The organism is Mesorhizobium sp. B2-4-15, assembly GCF_006658505.1.
Taxonomy (GTDB): Bacteria; Pseudomonadota; Alphaproteobacteria; order Rhizobiales; family Rhizobiaceae; genus Mesorhizobium.
This window is the reverse complement of record NZ_VFUZ01000023.1, coordinates 1-17,055: the sequence shown is the minus strand read 5'-3', so window position 1 is coordinate 17,055 and position 17,055 is coordinate 1. Positions and strand designations below refer to the sequence as shown.

General features: G+C 63.0%; 16 protein-coding genes and 1 riboswitch. Of the genes, 7 read left to right on the top strand and 9 right to left on the bottom strand.

The genetic code is table 11. The features are described 5' to 3' along the window. Positions 1–86: 86 nt before the first annotated feature. The 7 genes from FJ930_RS23280 to FJ930_RS23250 form a co-directional block, all read right to left on the bottom strand. Positions 87–731 carry a hypothetical protein gene (locus FJ930_RS23280; protein WP_141840275.1) on the bottom strand — a complete coding sequence of 215 codons (645 nt, stop codon included), beginning with the start codon at positions 729–731 and terminating at the stop codon, positions 87–89. 165 nt (positions 732–896) lie between these two features. Then, complete coding sequence (locus tag FJ930_RS23275; RefSeq protein ID WP_141840274.1) at positions 897–3,581, bottom strand: phosphoenolpyruvate carboxylase; 2,685 nt, start codon at positions 3,579–3,581, stop codon at positions 897–899. Between the two features lie 146 nt (positions 3,582–3,727). Beyond that, entirely contained in the window at positions 3,728–4,627 is a 900-nt protein-coding gene (gene sucD / locus FJ930_RS23270; RefSeq protein ID WP_141840273.1) for a succinate--CoA ligase subunit alpha, read from the bottom strand. Between the two features lie 14 nt (positions 4,628–4,641). Then, positions 4,642–5,826: a malate--CoA ligase subunit beta gene (locus tag FJ930_RS23265; RefSeq protein ID WP_141840272.1), complete on the bottom strand. Its 1,185-nt coding sequence runs from the start codon at positions 5,824–5,826 to the stop codon at positions 4,642–4,644. 19 nt (positions 5,827–5,845) lie between these two features. Beyond that, a complete protein-coding gene (locus FJ930_RS23260; RefSeq protein ID WP_141840271.1) occupies positions 5,846–6,808 on the bottom strand; it encodes a CoA ester lyase in 963 nt (320 codons plus the stop codon). Positions 6,809–6,821: 13 nt separating this feature from the next. Continuing rightward, on the bottom strand, positions 6,822–8,012 hold the full coding sequence (locus FJ930_RS23255) for an aminotransferase class V-fold PLP-dependent enzyme (protein WP_141840270.1): 1,191 nt from the start codon (positions 8,010–8,012) through the stop codon (positions 6,822–6,824). 124 nt (positions 8,013–8,136) lie between these two features. Next, positions 8,137–8,805 carry a response regulator transcription factor gene (locus tag FJ930_RS23250; RefSeq protein WP_141840269.1) on the bottom strand — a complete coding sequence of 223 codons (669 nt, stop codon included), beginning with the start codon at positions 8,803–8,805 and terminating at the stop codon, positions 8,137–8,139. 393 nt (positions 8,806–9,198) lie between these two features. Between FJ930_RS23250 and mgtE the strand changes: the two genes are divergently transcribed. Together mgtE and FJ930_RS23240 are read left to right on the top strand one after the other, a co-directional pair. Continuing rightward, positions 9,199–10,617: a magnesium transporter gene (gene mgtE, locus FJ930_RS23245; protein ID WP_141840268.1), complete on the top strand. Its 1,419-nt coding sequence runs from the start codon at positions 9,199–9,201 to the stop codon at positions 10,615–10,617. A gap of 135 nt (positions 10,618–10,752) precedes the next feature. Beyond that, positions 10,753–11,139, top strand: a complete 387-nt coding sequence (locus FJ930_RS23240) for a MerR family DNA-binding transcriptional regulator (RefSeq protein WP_006203215.1) — start codon at positions 10,753–10,755, stop codon at positions 11,137–11,139. Positions 11,140–11,498: 359 nt separating this feature from the next. On the opposite strand, the gene FJ930_RS23235 is transcribed toward FJ930_RS23240, so the two are convergent. Together FJ930_RS23235 and FJ930_RS23230 are read right to left on the bottom strand one after the other, a co-directional pair. Beyond that, a complete protein-coding gene (locus FJ930_RS23235; protein WP_140749231.1) occupies positions 11,499–11,975 on the bottom strand; it encodes an isoprenylcysteine carboxylmethyltransferase family protein in 477 nt (158 codons plus the stop codon). Then, complete coding sequence (locus FJ930_RS23230) at positions 11,972–12,970, bottom strand: DUF1624 domain-containing protein (RefSeq protein ID WP_141840267.1); 999 nt, start codon at positions 12,968–12,970, stop codon at positions 11,972–11,974. Before FJ930_RS23230 ends, FJ930_RS23235 begins: the two co-directional genes overlap by 4 nt. 234 nt (positions 12,971–13,204) lie before the next feature. Between FJ930_RS23230 and FJ930_RS23225 the strand changes: the two genes are divergently transcribed. From FJ930_RS23225 to cobO, 5 genes are all read left to right on the top strand, one after another. Next, entirely contained in the window at positions 13,205–14,404 is a 1,200-nt protein-coding gene (locus FJ930_RS23225) for an MFS transporter (protein WP_140749237.1), read from the top strand. Positions 14,405–14,679: 275 nt separating this feature from the next. After that, positions 14,680–14,878, top strand: a riboswitch (cobalamin riboswitch). A gap of 35 nt (positions 14,879–14,913) precedes the next feature. Then, on the top strand, positions 14,914–15,093 hold the full coding sequence (locus tag FJ930_RS23220) for a CbtB domain-containing protein (RefSeq protein ID WP_141840266.1): 180 nt from the start codon (positions 14,914–14,916) through the stop codon (positions 15,091–15,093). A gap of 15 nt (positions 15,094–15,108) precedes the next feature. Further along, positions 15,109–15,879 (top strand): CbtA family protein, encoded by a 771-nt coding sequence (locus FJ930_RS23215; protein WP_141840265.1) that lies wholly within the window; start codon positions 15,109–15,111, stop codon positions 15,877–15,879. Beyond that, the gene (gene cobU / locus FJ930_RS23210; protein ID WP_141840264.1) at positions 15,872–16,387 is read left to right on the top strand and encodes a bifunctional adenosylcobinamide kinase/adenosylcobinamide-phosphate guanylyltransferase; all 516 of its coding nucleotides are present in this window, start codon (positions 15,872–15,874) and stop codon (positions 16,385–16,387) included. The genes FJ930_RS23215 and cobU overlap by 8 nt, the downstream gene beginning before the upstream one ends. Position 16,388: 1 nt before the next feature. After that, entirely contained in the window at positions 16,389–16,997 is a 609-nt protein-coding gene (gene cobO, locus FJ930_RS23205) for a cob(I)yrinic acid a,c-diamide adenosyltransferase (RefSeq protein WP_140740827.1), read from the top strand. The last annotated feature ends 58 nt before the right edge of the window (positions 16,998–17,055 follow it).

Genomic DNA, 17,055 nt, shown 5'->3' with positions numbered 1-17,055 from the left:
AAAGCCTTGAAACCTTTGCAAATGAAGGTTTTCCTCCACCCGTTGACCTAGCAGTCTGCGCCGGGTTTGGCTTTGGTCTCTCACGGCTATGAAGCCTCTGCGGTCAACTCTTTCTCCTGCGCTGTTAGGCTCCGGAATTTGACATATCCAAGTATGATGGTTGCAGCCATCTTGGTAGCTTCAAAAAAGCAGTCCAGTATCTCAAAATAGTCCTCGTCCGGTCGTTCAGGGTCTTCGGCGCTAATGACGAACTGAACCGTTCTGCTGGCGTCGTCGGTTTTGGCGATCGAAGAGAATATGTGCCGTTCTGATAGATGGACGAAACCCGACGTTTCTTTGTAGACATTCTCGACCCATGGAAATTCTTCCATCAGCTTCGAAATCAGCCGATTGTCCCTCAGGAATTCACCTTCTCTATCCTTCTGCTTATCAAATCGCTGACCGGAGAGCACTGCCTTGCAGAGGGCGTCCATGCTATCCACGAGTTTCAACGCGTGGACTCTTGCCGCAGTATCGATTTGCATTCGAAGCAGCGCGGCGCCGCAAGTGAAATTTCGCGCGGCCATCAGTATCCTGAACCCGGATGCGAGCGAAAGAACGCGCTTCGTAGCTCCAAGGACAAATAAATCTGATTGATAGACGCCGGCGCCGTCTTCCATCAGCGCCGATGCCTTCCGAAGAATTTCTTGCTCAATTTGCTCAATACGGCGGAGGCGCATTTCGAAGGACATGAACCGACTCACGAAATTGACACGATTAGAAGCTGATGTTCCTACGTTTAGGCCTAATCACAGAAATCTGCGAATCGGGGTCGCCGGGTCGCCCCAGCACACCCGACTTTCCAATCGAAGGGCAAACGACGCTAGGTGACGTAGGTAGCCCAACGAAAACCTCGCCTATCCCGTCCACCCGAGGCCAGCCGAGATACAATTGATCGATACGAGCAGAGCGTCGGTCGCCCGCTTTTGATCCGCTGTCCCGGTCTTTGACCTGACTTCGCGCAGCAGCTCGACCTGCAGCCGGTGAATGTCATCCATCTGCCGCCGCAGATTGTCGAAACGCCGCTTGAACATCGGAAAGCGGGCGGAAAGATCGCCTCCCGTGAGGTCACCGATAAGGCGCCGCGTCAACTCGTATTCGGCGGCGATGCGGGCGTAGATTCGCCCAGCCGCTTGGCTGTCGGACACCAGGCCGGCGTAGAGCCGCGCGATCCCCATGTCGGACTGGTAAAGCGTCTTTTCGGCCTCGTCGACGATCAGGCGGAAGAAGCGCGAGTGCTCGAACATGCGGGCCAGAAGCTCGCGCCCGGCCTCGCCGCGCACCGCGACGAACGAGCTGAGTGCGCTGCCGATGCCATACCAGCCGGTCAACAGGTGCCGGTTCTGGCTCCAGGCGAACACCCAGGGAATGGCGCGCAGGTCGGCAATGCCGCTGGCGCCGAAACGGCGATCCGGCCGTGAGCCCATTTTCAGGAGCGCCAATTCCGCGACCGGGCTCGCCTGGTTGAAATAATCGAGGAAGCCCGGCTCGGCCATCAACCTGGCATAGGATGCCTGCGACATGCCCGCCAGCGCTTCCAGCGCTTCGTCGAACTCCGGCGTTTCCTTCGGCACGACATCGCCCGCCGATCCGACACTATGGGCCAGTACGCCGGCGGCGAGAACCTCGAGCTGGTTGAGGCCGGTGCCGCGATTGGCGAATTTCGACGATACGACCTCGCCCTGCTCCGTCACCCGCATGGCTCCGGCAACGGTGCCTGCCGGCTGTGCCGCGATTGCCCGGCCGGTCGGCGCGCCGCCACGACTGACAGAGCCGCCGCGACCGTGAAAGAAGCTGATCCTGACCCTATGCTTACGGCCGATGGCAGCGAGGCGCTTTTGCGCTTTTGCCAGTTCCCAATTGGAGGCCAGGAAACCGCCGTCCTTGTTGGAATCCGAGTAGCCAAGCATGATCTCCTGGCGCGCGCCGAAATCCTGCACCGTCCGCCTCACCAGCGAAACGCCGAGCAATTCGTTCAGGATGACGGGTGCTGCCTGCAGATCGGCGATGGTCTCGAACAATGGCACGATCCGCAGCCTGATTGCGCCGCCGCCACCAGGCGCGGTTGAAAGTCCGCAATATTGGGCCAGTAGATAGACCGCGAGCAGATCGTCGGCCGAGCGGGTCATACTGAGAACGAAAGAGCCGAAGGCGTCGGCATCCGAGCTGGAGATCTGCTCGCGGATGACGGAGAATGTCGAAAGCAGTTCACCTGCTTCCGGCGAAAGCCGGCCTGTGTCGATCTCCAGCCGTTCGCCCCCACTTAAGGCCGCGCGAATGCGCGCCGACCATTGCGGTGTGCCGGCCGCGACCGGATCTGTGGGATTTGTCAGCGCAAACAGCTCGGCCAGCACCCGGTTGACGACCGTGGAGTTCTGCCGGATGTCGAGCGAGACGGTACGGAAGCCGAAGCTTCCGACCTGCCAAAGCAGGGGCTGCACGAAACGCCTGGCTACCGCGCGCCCTCCAATCGCTTCGAGAACGCATGACAGGCTGTTCAGATCGGCACGAAACGCCTCCGCCGAGAGGTACGCCGCCGTGCCGCCGTCTCGCGTGGCCTCCAGCCGGGCAAGCAAGGCCGAAGCGAACTGGCGAAGCGGTTCGTCAGGGTTGCGGGTGGCGATCTCTCGCGCCTGTCCGCTTTTATCAAGCGCCGTTTGCAGCACCGGCTTGAAGCTGGCCGGCAGCTCAATGACGTTCGAGCTGGCGCTGAGCACCGTCACCAGCCGCTGCACCTGCGTCAGATACCAGCCTATGGCGGTATTGCGGTACTCGGCCACGGCATGGACGGTGACCGCGGCCGTCACGTTTGGATTGCCATCGCGGTCGCCGCCGATCCACGAGGCATAGCGCATGAAAGAAGGGATTCTGATCGGCTCTCCCGGATAGTGACGCTGGAAAGCGCCTTGAAGCTTGCCGTAGAGCTGCGGCGTTGCCTCGAAGATGACTTCGCGAAAGAAATGCAGGCCCCAGGCGATTTCGCGTTCGACCGTCGGACGCTCCAGCCGCAGTTCGCCCGTCATCCACAGAAGCTCGATCTCGCTTTCCAGATCGGCGACCAACAGGTCGCGTTCGCCCGGCGCCCAGCGCGGCTGGTCGAGTTCGGTCAGCTTGCGATAGATACGGCGGTGGATTTCCAGAACCGTGACGCGTTTGGCCTCTGTCGGGTGCGCGGTCATGGTCGGGCCGACGCAAAGCTCATCGAGCGCCGCCTGGACTTCCTCCGCCGAGTGGCCGTTCGCCGCCATCTGCGCGATCACGCTGGCGAACGACCCGGGCACTTCGTCGACGCCGGCGCCTTGTTCGAGTTCGCGACGCGTTCGCATGGCAAGCAACTCGTCGGCAATCGTCAGCAACTGGAACCACACGCCGCTCGCCTGAAGTGCCGGGATGCGCTGCTCCGCGGCAAGCGAGACAAGCGACCTGCGTCCGCTTAGAACAGCGGCGATCTCGGGCTCACGCGCGCTTGCGACCTGAAGCAGCAGGCGCAACAAAAGGCTGCGCTCGTCCTCACGAAATCTGATGCGCCTACTCTGTTCCAAATCAGTTTCCTGACCCGTCCATCGATTGCCACTGTGGCCGCGCCCTTGGAGCGGTTCAGTGACTGCATGAGACGCTGAACCGCTCCAAGTATTTGTTTTTATGCACCGCTTGCGTTCGCGCTATGCGGTCTTCGGCCGCTTGGCCATCAAGCCGCCTTCTTTATGCGTGCCAGCGTGTCGGCCACGACCTCGCCGAAGGAGGATGGCGTCGGCACGATGACGACGCCGGCCTCTTTCAGGATTTCGACCTTCTCCTGCGCCGACTCGCCGAAGGCCGAAATGATGGCGCCGGCGTGGCCCATGCGGCGGCCTTTCGGCGCCGAAAGGCCGGCGATATAGGCGATCAATGGCTTGCGCATGTTGTCGCGCGCCCAGATCGCGGCTTCGGCTTCCTGCGGCCCGCCGATCTCGCCGATCATGACCACGGCATCGGTCTCGTCATCCTGCTCGAACAGCCTCAGAATGTCCTTGAAGGACGAGCCGTTGATCGGATCGCCGCCGATGCCGACGCTGGTCGACACACCAATGCCGAGCGCCTTCATCTGCGAGGCGGCCTCGTAGCCGAGCGTGCCGGAGCGCCCGACGATGCCGATGCGGCCGGGCAGGTAGATCGAGCCGGGCATGATGCCCATCAGCGCCTGTCCCGGCGTGATGATGCCAGCGCAGTTCGGGCCGACCAGCCGCATCCGGTCCTCGAAGCGGTAGCGGCGCATGTAGCGCTTGACCTGCATCATGTCCTGCGAGGGGATGCCGTCGGTGATGCAGACGCAGAGTTTTATCCCCGCATCCGCCGCCTCCATGATCGAATCGGCGGCGAAGGGCGGCGGCACGAAGACGATGCTGGCCTCGGCGCGGGTTTCGCGCACCGCGCCCTTTACCGTGTTGAAGACGGGTAGGCCGAGATGTGCCTGGCCGCCCTTGCCGGGGGTGACACCGCCGACGAGCTTGGTGCCATAGCGCTTCATGTCCTCGGCGTGGAAGCTGCCGATCTTGCCGGTGAAGCCTTGCACGATAACGCGCGTGCTGCGGTTGAGCAGGATTGCCATGTTTTCGACCTCCCTCAGGCTGCTTTTTTCTTGTTGGCCGCACGCCATGCGGCGACGGCCTTTTCGGCGGCTTCGGCCAGCGTGTCGGCGACGATCACCGCCTCGCCGGAATCGGCCAGGATACGGCGCCCTTCCTCGGCCTTGGTGCCGGAGAGCCGCACAACCAGCGGCACGGTCACGCCCACCTCGCGGATCGCCTTGACGACGCCTTCGGCGACCCAGTCGCAGCGGTTGATGCCGGCGAAGATGTTGACGAGGATGGTCTCGACATTCTTGTCGCCAAGCACGGCGCGGAAGGATTTCGCCACCCGCTCGGGCGAGGCGCCACCGCCGATGTCGAGGAAGTTGGCCGGCTCGCCGCCGGCGATCTTGATCATGTCCATGGTCGCCATGGCGAGGCCGGCGCCATTGATAATGCAGCCGATGTTGCCGTCGAGCCCGACATAGGAGAGGCCGCGGTCGCTGGCGAAGGTCTCGCGCGGGTCTTCCTGGCTCTTGTCGCGCAGCTCCGAAATTTCCGGCCGGCGGAACAGCGCGTTCTCGTCGAACGACATCTTGGCGTCGAGCGCGACCAGATTGCCGTCGCGGGTCACCACCAGCGGATTGATCTCCAGCATGGAGGCGTCGTAGTCGCGGAACACCTGGTAGCAGCTGAAGATGGTCTCGGTCGCCTTGCCGATAAGGCTGTCCTCCAGCCCGAGCCCGAAGGCGATCTCGCGCGCCTGGAAGCGCTGCATGCCGACGCCGGGATCGACGGTCGCGCGGATGATGGAATCAGGTTTTTTCTCAGAGATGTCCTCGATCTCCATGCCGCCGGCGGCGGAGGCCACGATCATGACGCGTTCTTCCTTGCGGTCGAGTACGAAGCCAAGATAGAGCTCCTGGGCGATGTCGACCGCTTCTTCCAGATAGAGCCGCGAGATCAGCTTGCCGCGCGGACCGGTCTGCTGGGTCACCAGCTTGCGGCCGAGCATCGCTTCGGCGGCGCTCGAGATCTCCTCGTCGTTGGTGCACAGCTTGATGCCGCCGGCCTTGCCGCGGGCGCCCGAATGAACCTGCGCCTTCAGCACCCATTTGCCGCCACCGATCTCGCGTGCCCGGTAGGTCGCCTGCTCGGGGCTGTAGGCCAGCCCGCCGCGCGGCACATGCACCCCGTGACGGGCGAGCAGTTCCTTGGCCTGATATTCGTGGATGTCCATTGTTGTCCTCCCATTACCGTCAATGCGTGGCGGCGCGCGCCTGGTCGGCGCGTTCGATGGCTTCGTTGACCACCAGGACGTTCCTCGCCATGCGCTCCGACGCGGCGTCGATCATCTTGCCGTCGAGGGCGGCCGCTCCCTTGCCGAGCGCCTCGGCCTCCTTCAGCACTTCGAGGATGCGCCTGGCGCGCGTCACCTCCTTTTCCGGAGGCGAGAAGACGTCGTTGGCGAGTGCGATCTGCGAGGGGTGGATCGCCCATTTGCCTTCGATGCCAAGGGCTGCGGCGCGCCTGGCTCCAGCGACATAACCCTCCGGATCGGAGAAATCGCCGAACGGTCCGTCGATGGCGCGCAGGCCGTATGCCCGGCAGGCGACCGTCATCCGCGACAGGGCGAAATGCCATTGGTCGCCGGGATAGTCGGGATTGAGGCCGCCGATGTTGACGGTGCGCGCCTTGCAGCTTGCCGCATAGTCGGCGACGCCGAAATGCATCGCCTCCAGCCGGCCGGGTGTCGCGGCAATGGCCTCGACATTGGCCATGCCGAGCGCGGTCTCGATCAGCGCTTCGAGACCGACGCGGGTCTTGAAACCCTTGGCCATCTCGATCTGGTTGACCATGGCCTCGACCATATAGAGGTCGGCCGGCACGCCGACCTTCGGCACCAGGATGGTGTCCAGGCGGTCACCGGCCTGTTCCATCACGTCGACCACGTCGCGGTACATGTAATGGGTGTCCAGACCGTTGATGCGCACCGAGACGGTCTTGCCCTTGGCGCGCCAGTCGATGTCGTTCAGCGCCTGGATGATGTTCTTGCGGGCGCGTTCCTTGTCGGGTGGTGCGACGGCATCCTCGATATCGAGGAAGACGAAGTCGGCGGCGCTGTTCGCCGCCTTGCCGATCATCTCCGGGCTGGAGCCGGGAACCGCCAGCTCGCTGCGCTGCAGCCGCAATTTCTTGAGGTGGTTGATGGTGTGGCTCATCGTCGGCTCCCCCTTATGCCGCTTCGGCGACCGGCACCTGCGCCGAGGCGCGGAAGTGCTGGATGGCCGCGCCGACGCCGGAGCCCGGCGCCAGCCGCACGCCGCAATCGAGCAGCGCCATTTCGGCCGCCGACAGCGAGGCAAGCACCATCACCTCGTTCAGCCAGCCGAGATGGCCGATGCGGAAGACCTTGCCGAACACCTTGTTGAGGCCGCCGCCGAGCGACGTCTGGTAGGTGCCATAGGCGCGCTTGACGACGTCGCCGCTGTCGATGCCTTCCGGCACCAGGATGGCGCTCACCGTATCGGAATGCCATTTCGGCGCCTTGGCGCAGAGTTTCAGGCCCCAGGCGTCGACCGCCTTGCGCACGCCTTCGGCGAGACGATGGTGGCGGGCGAAGATGGCGTCCAGGCCTTCGTCCTCGATCAGGTCGAGCGAGGCACGCAGGCCGCGCAGCAGCTGCGTCGCCGGCGTGTAGGGGAAATAGCCGGCATCGTTGGCGCGGATCATGTCCTCGAAGGAGAAGAAGCAGCGCCGGTGGGTGGCGGTTCTCGAAGCGATAAGCGCCTTTTTGCTGACCGACAGGAAACCGAGACCTGCGGGCAGCATGAAACCTTTCTGCGAGCCGCTGACCGCGCAGTCGACGCCCCATTCCTCCTGACGGAAGTCGATCGAGCCGATCGACGACACGCCGTCGACGAAGAGGAGGGCAGGGTGGTTTGCATCGTCGAGCGCCGCACGGCAGCCAGCGACGTCGCTCGTCACGCCGGTCGCCGTCTCGTTCTGCGTGCAGAAGACGGCCTTGATGCGGTGCGTCTTGTCGGCCTTCAGCCGCTCCGCGTAAAGTTCAAGCGGCACGCCGGTCCCCCATTCGCAGTCGATGACATCGACTTCGAAGCCGAGGCGCTCGGCCATGTCGACCCACAGATGAGAGAACTGGCCGAAGCGCGACATCAGCACGCGGTCGCCGGGGCTGAGAACATTCGTCATCGCCGCTTCCCAGGCGCCCGTGCCCGAGGATGGGTAGATGAAGACGCGGCCGGTCTCGTTCTTGAAGACTCGTTTGATGTCCCCGAACAGTGGCAGCGTGAGATCGGGGAAGGACGCGGCGCGCATGTCCTCCATTGGCAGGTTCATCGCCTGCCGGACCTGTTCGGGGATGTTGGTCGGCCCCGGAATGAAAAGATGGGTGAAACCGGCCATGATGCGAACTCCTCCTGATCAAGCAAAGCGGTGACGGGGAGTTTCGTTTGGATGGCGAATGGAAGCCACACCTTGGCGGGTAAGATCTTGCCGCGTGCGGGTGGGACTGGCCTACCCGTTTGGCCTACCCGAAAGGCTGTTTCTGAGTGCGCTTCTCGCGCGCGTAGAGCGCGACGGCCATCGCCCGATTGCGGACGTCGAGCTTGTCGTAGAGGTTCTTGAGGTGGTATTTCACCGTGTTCTCGGAAATGCCCGTCCGCGTTGCGATCTGCAAATTGGTCCAGCCGTCGGAGAGCACCGCCAGCAATTCGCGCTCGCGGACCGTGAGCTGCGCCAGCGGCGTGTCGTTGACCTTGTTGATGTCGATAAAGGGGATGCAGATGCGCCCGTGGGCGACGGCCAGGATCGTCTCGAAGATGATGGCCGGATCGTCGAATTGGAAGCAGTAGCCCTGGGCTCCCAGCCGCACGCACTGTTTCAGGATGCCGATGTCATGGTCGTTTGAAAACACCGTGACGCGCACATCGAGCTTGCGGCCCTGGACCTCGGCCAGAACATCCGCGCCATCCATGTCGGAGAGCTTCCAGCCGATGACCGCGACGTCGAATTCGCCCGTCATTGCCAGCTCCAGGAAATGCTTGCCGCTTTGGACAGAGGCGAGAAGTTCGAAGCGGCCGTCGCATTCCAGCATTTCGCGCAAGGCCGATATGACGAGCGGATTGCGTTCGGCGACGACCACGCGAACGCGCCGCTCTTCGATTGTCTTGTTCGATGTCTGCGAGCTGATCTTCAAGGGCTTCCGGCTGTTCGGGTTACGGCCTGGGCGGTCCAGCCAATGCGTGGACCTGCATCATGACAATTCTGCCCCAATTGCATAGGGGTGCTCTTTCCCCTGCGACATGCACTGTCGCGCCGCCTGAACACCAAGCGCAGCTTGTTCTCGTGAATTCGACAGGGTCCGGGCTCGACTGCCAGCACCGCATCGGCGCAAATCATCGTCAATGGAAAGTGTCCGTTTCGTTCAGGATTTCCGTGGGTTAGAGCAACAGGTTGCGAACTCGAATCATGCTGTGGCTCTATCTTTCTTTTGTTTCAGCGTCGGACCCCAAAACCGGTTTCCACTTTTCAAGATCATGGTCTAGACCTGACAGGCACCTTTTCGGGATTCTGATGGCGGGAGGCGCTGGTGGAAGGCCAGGACAAGCAGACGACCTCCGCCAAGGCGGCTGACGAGGTCCACGCCGACATCTATGGCGAGGACGGCGCGGTGCTTTCGTCCTTCCTTGCCCAGATCGGGGCTGCGATCGCCGACCGCGACACGCTGTCCCTCAAGCGTGAAGTCGACCATCTGCACCAGTCGGAACTCGGCGACCTGATCGAGGCGCTGCATCCCGAACAAAGGCGGGCTCTGGTCGAACTCCTGGGCGCCGATTTCGACTTTTCCGCGCTGACCGAAGTCGACGAGGCGATCCGCATGGAGATCGTCGATAACCTTCCCAACGCGCAGATCGCGCAGGCGGTGCAGGAACTCGATTCCGACGACGCGGTCTACATCCTCGAAGACCTTGAGAAGGAAGACCAGGACGAGATCCTGTCGCAGCTGCCGTTCACCGAACGGATCAGGCTGCGCCGCTCGCTGGACTATCCGGAAGAGACCGCCGGACGGCGCATGCAGACGGAGTTCGTCGCGGTGCCGCCGTTCTGGACCATAGGCCAGACCATCGATTACATGCGCGAGGACAAGAACCTTCCCGATCGCTTCAGCCAGATCTTCGTCATCGATCCGACCTTCAAGCTGTTAGGGGCCATCGACCTCGACCAGATCCTGCGCACCAAGCGCGCGGTCAAGGTCGAGGAGGTCATGCACGAGACGCGCCACGCCATCCCGGCCACCATGGACCAGGAAGAAGCGGCGCGGGAGTTCGAACAGTACGACCTGCTTTCGGCCGCCGTCGTCGACGAGAACCAGCGGCTGGTCGGCGTGCTGACCATCGACGACGTCGTCGACGTCATCCAGCAGGAAGCCGAGGAAGACCTGTTGCGCATGGGCGGTGTCGGCGACGAGGAGCTTTCCGACACCGTGCTGGCAACTTCGCGTTCGCGCGTTCCCTGGCTGCTGGTCAACCTTGTCACGGCATTCCTGGCGGCATCGGTAATCGGCCTGTTCGACCACACGATCGAGCGGATCGTAGCGCTCGCCGTGCTGATGCCGATCGTGGCCGGCATGGGCGGCAATGCCGGTTCGCAGACCATGACCGTCACCGTGCGGGCGCTGGCGACCAAGGACCTCGATATCTACAATGCCGCCCGCATCATTCGCCGCGAAGTGGGTGTGGGCTTCATCAACGGCATTGTCTTTGCCGTTCTGATCGGCATCGTCGCCGCCGTCTGGTTTCGCGATCCCAATCTCGGCGGGATCATAGGAGCCGCCATGATCATCAACATGTTCGCGGCCGCACTAGCCGGCATCCTGATCCCGCTGCTGCTCGACAGGTTCAAGATCGACCCGGCCGTGGCGTCGGCGGTTTTCGTCACAACCGTCACCGACTGCGTCGGCTTTTTCGCTTTCCTCGGCCTTGCAAGCTGGTGGTTCGGCGTCAGGTAGCTGTCTCAATTGACTTTTACGTAAATGCCGTGCGAGGCTTGCATGGGGTGCCGCGTCGATTCCGGCGAGGCGAGGGTTGGTTCGGGACAGAAGGCGGCGCATGACGATCGCCCGGGATTCCGGCACGGAGTGACAATGCGGGAATATTATTCGATCACCGAACTGACCCGCGAATTCGACGTGTCAACGCGGACGCTGCGCTTCTATGAGGATGAGGGACTGGTGCAGCCCGTGCGGCGTGGGCGCACGCGGCTGTTTCGCCCGTCCGACCGCCATCTCATCCGGCAGATCATGCGCGGCAAAAGGCTCGGCTTCTCGATCAACGAGATCCGCGAGATCATCCAGATGTATAAAGAGCCGCCGGGCGAGGTCGGGCAGTTGAAGCTGATGATCAAGCGCATCGAGGAAAAGCGCGAGGACCTCCGGCAAAAGCGCCGCGACCTCGAGGAGACGCTGGCGGAACTCGACCAGGCCGAGGAATCCTGCGTCGAGCGGCTGGTGGAACTGGGTGTGAACACGTAAACCCGCTCTCAGCGGAAGACTTCAGCATTCGTCCAGGCCAACTTTCGCAGACGTTCGAGATTTGCCGGAGCCCCCCGAACTTTGTCATCCTTGGGCGTAGCGACGCGAAGCGGAGCGAAGACCCGAGGAGCCATGCTGTGACCTTGATCGTAGAGTGCCACGGGGCAGAATTCTGAACCGTTGCAAACGCCTTAACGTCACGGCATGGATCCTAGGGTCTGCGCGCGTCGCTTCGCTCCTTGCTCCGCCCTAGGATGACGAGACGAAGCAAAGCATCGGGTTCCGGCCAAACGCCACCAAGATGACCGGTCTGGCGGCCAAGGTCACTTGACGGCATTACAGAGCCTGGCGACGCTGCCTCAAATCCAGCGTCGCACCCGTTTGGTGTAGTCGCGGTATTTCTTGCCGAACTTCGCCGCCAGGATCTTTTCCTCGCCCTCGATCGCGACCTTCTGCGTAACGAACGCTGCGATGAAGGCAAACAGGAAGAACCAGGCTATCCCCGAGACGAAGGCGACGCCGATCAGCATCAGGGTGAGTGCCAGGTAGATCGGGTTGCGGGTGATGCCGAACGGGCCCGAGGTGACGAGATGGTCCGGCAGGGCGGTGGGGCTGAGCGTGGTCTTGGCCCGCATCATGGCGCGGATGGCGGTGACCCAGAGCGCCGCGGCGCCGAACAGCGCCACCCAGCCGGCCGCGAACAGGATGTCGCCCAGAAGATCGTCGATCCAGGGCAAGGGATAGAGCATGCCGAGGATGACGCTGATGGCGATGGCGGCGGCGTAGATCACCGGTGGCCAAGGGATCATTCCGGGCTTCGGCTGGCTGTCGGTCATTGCGTCCCTCCCTCCGTCATCTTGTCCTCGGTCTTGCCGGTGCACATGCCGGCAAGATCGGACAGATGGGCTCTCCAGTCCGCAGTCTGGTCGTTGTTGTAGAGCCGATCAAGAGAGGCTTCGCCTTCGAGCGTATCGAGCATGCAGCCGCAATAGCTCGAACAGAAGGTTGCGTTGCGCGTCTGCTCGCACGAGCGCTGGCAGGTTTTCAGGAAATTGACCTGCGGGGTTTCGACCTCGGCCGGCATCACCTGCGAAAACAGCCAGACACAGCCAATCAGCAGCGGCTGGTGGATCAGATAGAAGGCGAGGCTGTGGCGGCCGATGAAGACCAGCGGGTTGGCCCAGCGACCGGGCATCAGACTCGCCAGGCGCGTTCGCATGCCGGAGGAGGTCATGAGCTTCGTCGTCCCGATGCCGATGAGCACCGCACCGAACCATGGAAACAGCGGAACGTAGTCGTTGGAACGCGGATTGATCGCCGACAGGCCGATCCACCACAGCCAGGGATGATCCAGGGCCTCGAAGCGCAGGTAGACGGGCGCGGCTATGATCAGCGCGGCAACGACAAGCGTCAGCAGCGCGGGCAGCCGCAGGAAGGCGAGGCCAAGCAGGCTGGCGAGCGCGATCTCATGCAGGATGCCGAAGAAGATGAAGCCGTCGGGCGTGGCGATGCGTGTGACGACCGAAATGGCGATCGCCGCGCCCGCGATCATGGCGAACCGCTTCCAGAAGCCGTTCCAGCGGATCTGCTTGCCATGGGCGAGGTAGAGGCTGACGCCGACCAGGAACAGAAAGGTCGAAGCGATGCAGCGGGCGTAGATCTTCCACCAGCCGAAGGCGGTGAGGCCGGGATCGGTATAGCCGAAGAACTCCAGGTCCCAGGTGAAGTGATAGCTCGCCATGGCCAGCAGCGCGATGCCGCGCACGATGTCGATGGCGACGATGCGCTTCGATGGCTCCGGAACGGGTGCGGTCGGTGTATGGATGGTCATGGTCTCGCGATCTGATTCAGCCCGCTTGAGGACTATCACGGTTCAACCAGACAGAAGAAGGCCGGGACCGTCGGCATAGCGCCGAGCCGCGCCGGCCGCTTGGGATCCCGCTTTAGGCCAGCGCCGGAAAGCCTTTGACCAGCTTCGTTTTTCACCGCGCGCGCGTCGGTTTCCTCTTATTGGCACTGAAATCGCTAAGGCAGATTTGGCCGGTGATTCTGCTTTGGGGAAGCGATGTCCACCCATGTGCGCCATCCGATCTGGCTCCCGGCCCTCAAGGCCGCGGATGCGCGCACCTTCGCCTCGCTGTACGCGGTCGAGTCCTTCGCCCGCGCCACGGTGTCGAGCGTCATCCCGATCCAGGCCTACGAGATCCTGCACAATGAGCAGATCGTCTCGATCCTCTATACGATCGTTGCGCTGCTCGGCCTGTCGGTAACCTTGTTCATGCCGATGCTCATCCGCCGCTTTGCGCGGCGCTGGGTCTACACCGCCGGCGCCTGCCTGCTCGCCATCGGATCGCTGTTCTTCGTCACCCATACGCTTGCCGGACAACTGGCCGGCATGCTGTGCCGGGTCATGGGCGCCAGTGCGTTGTCGATCACGCTCAACCTCTACATCATGGACCACATCCGCAAGACCGACTTCATGCAGGCCGAATCGCTTCGCATGGCGTGGTCGATGTTCGCCTGGACCGGCGGGCCGACACTCGGCATCTTTCTTTACGCGCATTTCGGCATCTATGCCGCGCATGGTGCGGTGGCGGTGTTTGCCACGATCTTGCTGGCGCTGTTCTGGTTCTACCGGCTCAGCGACAACCAGTCGATCCAGCCGGGCAAGACGCGTCCGGCCAATCCGCTCGCCAATATCGGCCGCTTCATCGCACAGCCCAGGCTGAGGCTCGCCTGGCTGATCGCCTTTGGCCGCTCCTGCTTCTGGACGACGTTCTTCGTCTACGGACCGCTGTTCATGGTCATCACCGGGCAGGGCGATCTCGCCGGCGGTCTCCTGGTCTCGGCCGGCAACGCGCTTTTGTTCATGGCGATCTTCTGGGGCAAGGCCGGCAAACGCTTTGGTGGCCGCAAGACCATGACCTTCGCTTATTTCGCTATGTCGGCCACGCTTCTGGCGGCAGGCACGGTCGGCGAGAGCGCCCCGCTGCTCACTGGCGCCTTCCTGCTGTGCGGCGCCTTCTTCACCATCGCGCTCGACGCGCTGGGTTCGACCGCTTTCATGCGCTCGGTGCGCACCTATGAGCGCGCGCAGATGGCCGCGGTCTACCGCACCTATCTCGATTTTTCCGAGCTGACACCGCCGCTGGTCTATTCCGTCGTGCTGGCGTTCTTCGGGCTTGGCTCGGTATTCGTGACGCTCGGCCTGCTGGCGGCGTTTTGCGGCTTCGTGACCTGGCGATATCTGCCGAAGTCGCTTTAGCCGGCCTTCAGAATTCGCTCTGGCGGACATCTGTCGCGATTTTGGGCTTCCGCGTCCAAGTAGGCCGATGACGGCAGCGTCGGTTCGGCCCGGGCAAGGCCGTTGTAAGGAGCGCGCTCGCTGCCACCGGGCTGCATGGCTGGCTTCCTGTGAAGACGGAAGCCGCCACCCGGCCAGCGGAATTGTCAAATACGGTACAAGCGACTGATCTCGACATGGCGCATTCACAATGGTCACCGGCGGAATTGGGTTTGCCGGACGCATCGATTCTGCCTATAGTCCAAGCTGTCGTCGGTTCCGTTTGGAGCCAAGAGGGAATGCGGTGCGGGCTCGAGTTGTTGCCCAATGCCGTGGCTGCCCCCGCAACTGTATGCGGTAGTCCTCTCCATAAGCCACTGAAGATTTTTCTTTGGGAAGGTGGGGAAGGGCGCTGATCCGCGAGCCAGGAGACCTGCCGGCGACAGGAAACTGACTTCGATGCCCTCGGGTGGAGGGTGAAAGGACAAGACATGAATACCGCTTCCGTCTCCCTCGGCGCCTCCGTCTCCTCGCAGTCGCGCCTCATGCAGCTTGTGCTCGCGGCGCTGCTCGGACTCTTCGTTGTTGGCTTTGTCGGCTTCTCGCATATCGATGCGGTCCACAATGCCGCCCACGATTACCGTCATTCGATGGCGTTTCCCTGCCACTGACGAGGATCTGACATCATGAACCTATTTCGCAACGTCGTGTTCATCGCGGCGATCGCAGGGCTCGTTGCTGGCGTCGTTCTCGCCTGTATGCAGGCCTATGCCACCGTGCCGCTGATCCTCAAGGCTGAAGTCTATGAGCAGGCCGGCGGCGGCCACCATCACGACCACGCCGCACCGGCAGCAGCAGAGACCAACGCCATGAGCTCCGCCGTGCCAGCACCGGCTGAAGCAGCCGCCCCGGCGGAAGACGAAGGCTGGGCTCCGGCCGACGGTTTCGAGCGTTTTGGCTTCAGCGTGCTTGCCAATATCGTCACCGGTGTCGGCTTCGCGCTGGTCCTCGTGGCGGTCTCGGAATTCGCTGGCGGTATCGGCAACTGGCGCCAGGGCGTGTTCTGGGGCCTGGCCGGCTTTGCCGTGTTCACGTTGGCGCCCGGCCTCGGCCTGCCGCCGGAACTGCCGGCCATGCCCGCGGCTGACCTCATGCAGCGCCAGATCTGGTGGGCGGCGACCGTGGTCGCGACCTCAATCGGACTGGGCCTAATCGCGTTCCGCAGATCGCCGCCGCTGACCATCCTTGCCGTCCTGCTGATCATCGCCCCACATGTCATCGGCGCGCCGCAGCCCGACAGTTTCGAGACGCCGATCCCGGAGGGCCTGCATCATCAGTTCGTGGTGGCGGTGACGCTGACCAATCTGGTGTTCTGGCTGGTGCTCGGCGCCGCCGTCGGCGTGGTGCGCGGACGCTTCACCGGCACCGCCGGCAGCCTGCGCGACAGCTTTGCCTGATCGCAGCAAGCTGACCTTCATCATCGGTGGTGCGCGCTCCGGCAAGAGCGCGCACGCCGAAATCCTGGCGACGACTTTACCCTCGCCATGGATCTATATCGCCACAGCCGAAGCCTATGACGACGAGATGCGTGAGCGCATCGCGCTGCACCGCTTGCGGCGCGTCGACGGCTGGACGACCATCGACGCGCCACTCAACCTTGCCGGTGCGCTCGAGGCTTTGCCCGACAACCAGCCGGTGCTCGTCGACTGCCTGACGCTATGGCTGACCAATCACATGCTGGCCGATCACGATGTCGCCGCCGAGTGCCGGCGGCTGGCGGACGTGTTGTCACGGCCGCGCGGCCCGTGGTTCGTGGTGTCCAATGAAGTCGGGCAAGGCATTGTGCCGGACAATGCGCTGGCGCGCCGTTTTCGCGATGACGCTGGACGGCTCAACCAGCAGGTCGCGGCGGTTGCCGACACGGTTCTGTTGATGGTGGCGGGGCTGCCGCTGAAGGTGAAATGACATGACCGAAGACAAGGATGCGGAACGCCATCGCGCCAAGATGGCCAAGCGCAAGGCGGTGCAGGATGCCGAGGTGGCGAGCAAAACCGTCGAGAAGGGGCTGCTGATCGTCAATACGGGGCCGGGCAAGGGCAAGACGACAGCCGCCTTCGGCCTGGCGCTGCGCATGCTCGGCTATGGCAAGCGGGTCGGTGTCGTCCAGTTCATCAAGGGCAAATGGCACACCGGTGAGAAGGATGCCTTCGCTGCTTTCGGCGACCGTGTCGTCTGGCACGCGATGGGCGAGGGCTTCACCTGGGAGACGCAGGACCTGAAGCGCGACATCGCCGCCGCCGAGGCCGCCTGGGCCAAGGCACTGGAGTTGATCGCCGATCCTTCGATCAGCTTGGTCGTGCTCGATGAGCTCAACATCGCGCTGCGCTATGATTATCTCGATCTCGACAAGGTCGTTGCGGCGCTGAAGGCGCGGCGCGAAGGCCTGCACATCGTCGTCACCGGCCGTAACGCCAAGCCGGCGCTCGTGGAGGCGGCGGATCTGGTCACCGAGATGGGCGTCACCAAGCACCATTTCTCGGCCGGCGTGAAGGCGCAGCAAGGCATCGAGTTCTGAGAGTTCTTTACCCTCCCCCTTGTGGGGAGGGTCGATCCGCGACGCGGAGCGGGGTGGG

Excerpts from the sequence above, each read along its gene's own strand:
- FJ930_RS23255 (WP_141840270.1), bottom strand. The coding sequence starts at position 8,012 with ATGGCCGGTTTCACCCATCTTTTCATTCCGGGGCCGACCAACATCCCC.
- FJ930_RS23265 (WP_141840272.1), bottom strand. The coding sequence starts at position 5,826 with ATGGACATCCACGAATATCAGGCCAAGGAACTGCTCGCCCGTCACGGG.
- FJ930_RS23225 (WP_140749237.1), top strand. The coding sequence starts at position 13,205 with ATGTCCACCCATGTGCGCCATCCGATCTGGCTCCCGGCCCTCAAGGCC.
- FJ930_RS23215 (WP_141840265.1), top strand. The coding sequence starts at position 15,109 with ATGAACCTATTTCGCAACGTCGTGTTCATCGCGGCGATCGCAGGGCTC.
- cobO (WP_140740827.1), top strand. The coding sequence starts at position 16,389 with ATGACCGAAGACAAGGATGCGGAACGCCATCGCGCCAAGATGGCCAAG.
- FJ930_RS23280 (WP_141840275.1), bottom strand. The coding sequence starts at position 731 with ATGTCCTTCGAAATGCGCCTCCGCCGTATTGAGCAAATTGAGCAAGAA.
- sucD (WP_141840273.1), bottom strand. The coding sequence starts at position 4,627 with ATGGCAATCCTGCTCAACCGCAGCACGCGCGTTATCGTGCAAGGCTTC.
- FJ930_RS23260 (WP_141840271.1), bottom strand. The coding sequence starts at position 6,808 with ATGAGCCACACCATCAACCACCTCAAGAAATTGCGGCTGCAGCGCAGC.
- FJ930_RS23240 (WP_006203215.1), top strand. The coding sequence starts at position 10,753 with ATGCGGGAATATTATTCGATCACCGAACTGACCCGCGAATTCGACGTG.
- FJ930_RS23220 (WP_141840266.1), top strand. The coding sequence starts at position 14,914 with ATGAATACCGCTTCCGTCTCCCTCGGCGCCTCCGTCTCCTCGCAGTCG.
- FJ930_RS23230 (WP_141840267.1), bottom strand. The coding sequence starts at position 12,970 with ATGACCATCCATACACCGACCGCACCCGTTCCGGAGCCATCGAAGCGC.
- FJ930_RS23235 (WP_140749231.1), bottom strand. The coding sequence starts at position 11,975 with ATGACCGACAGCCAGCCGAAGCCCGGAATGATCCCTTGGCCACCGGTG.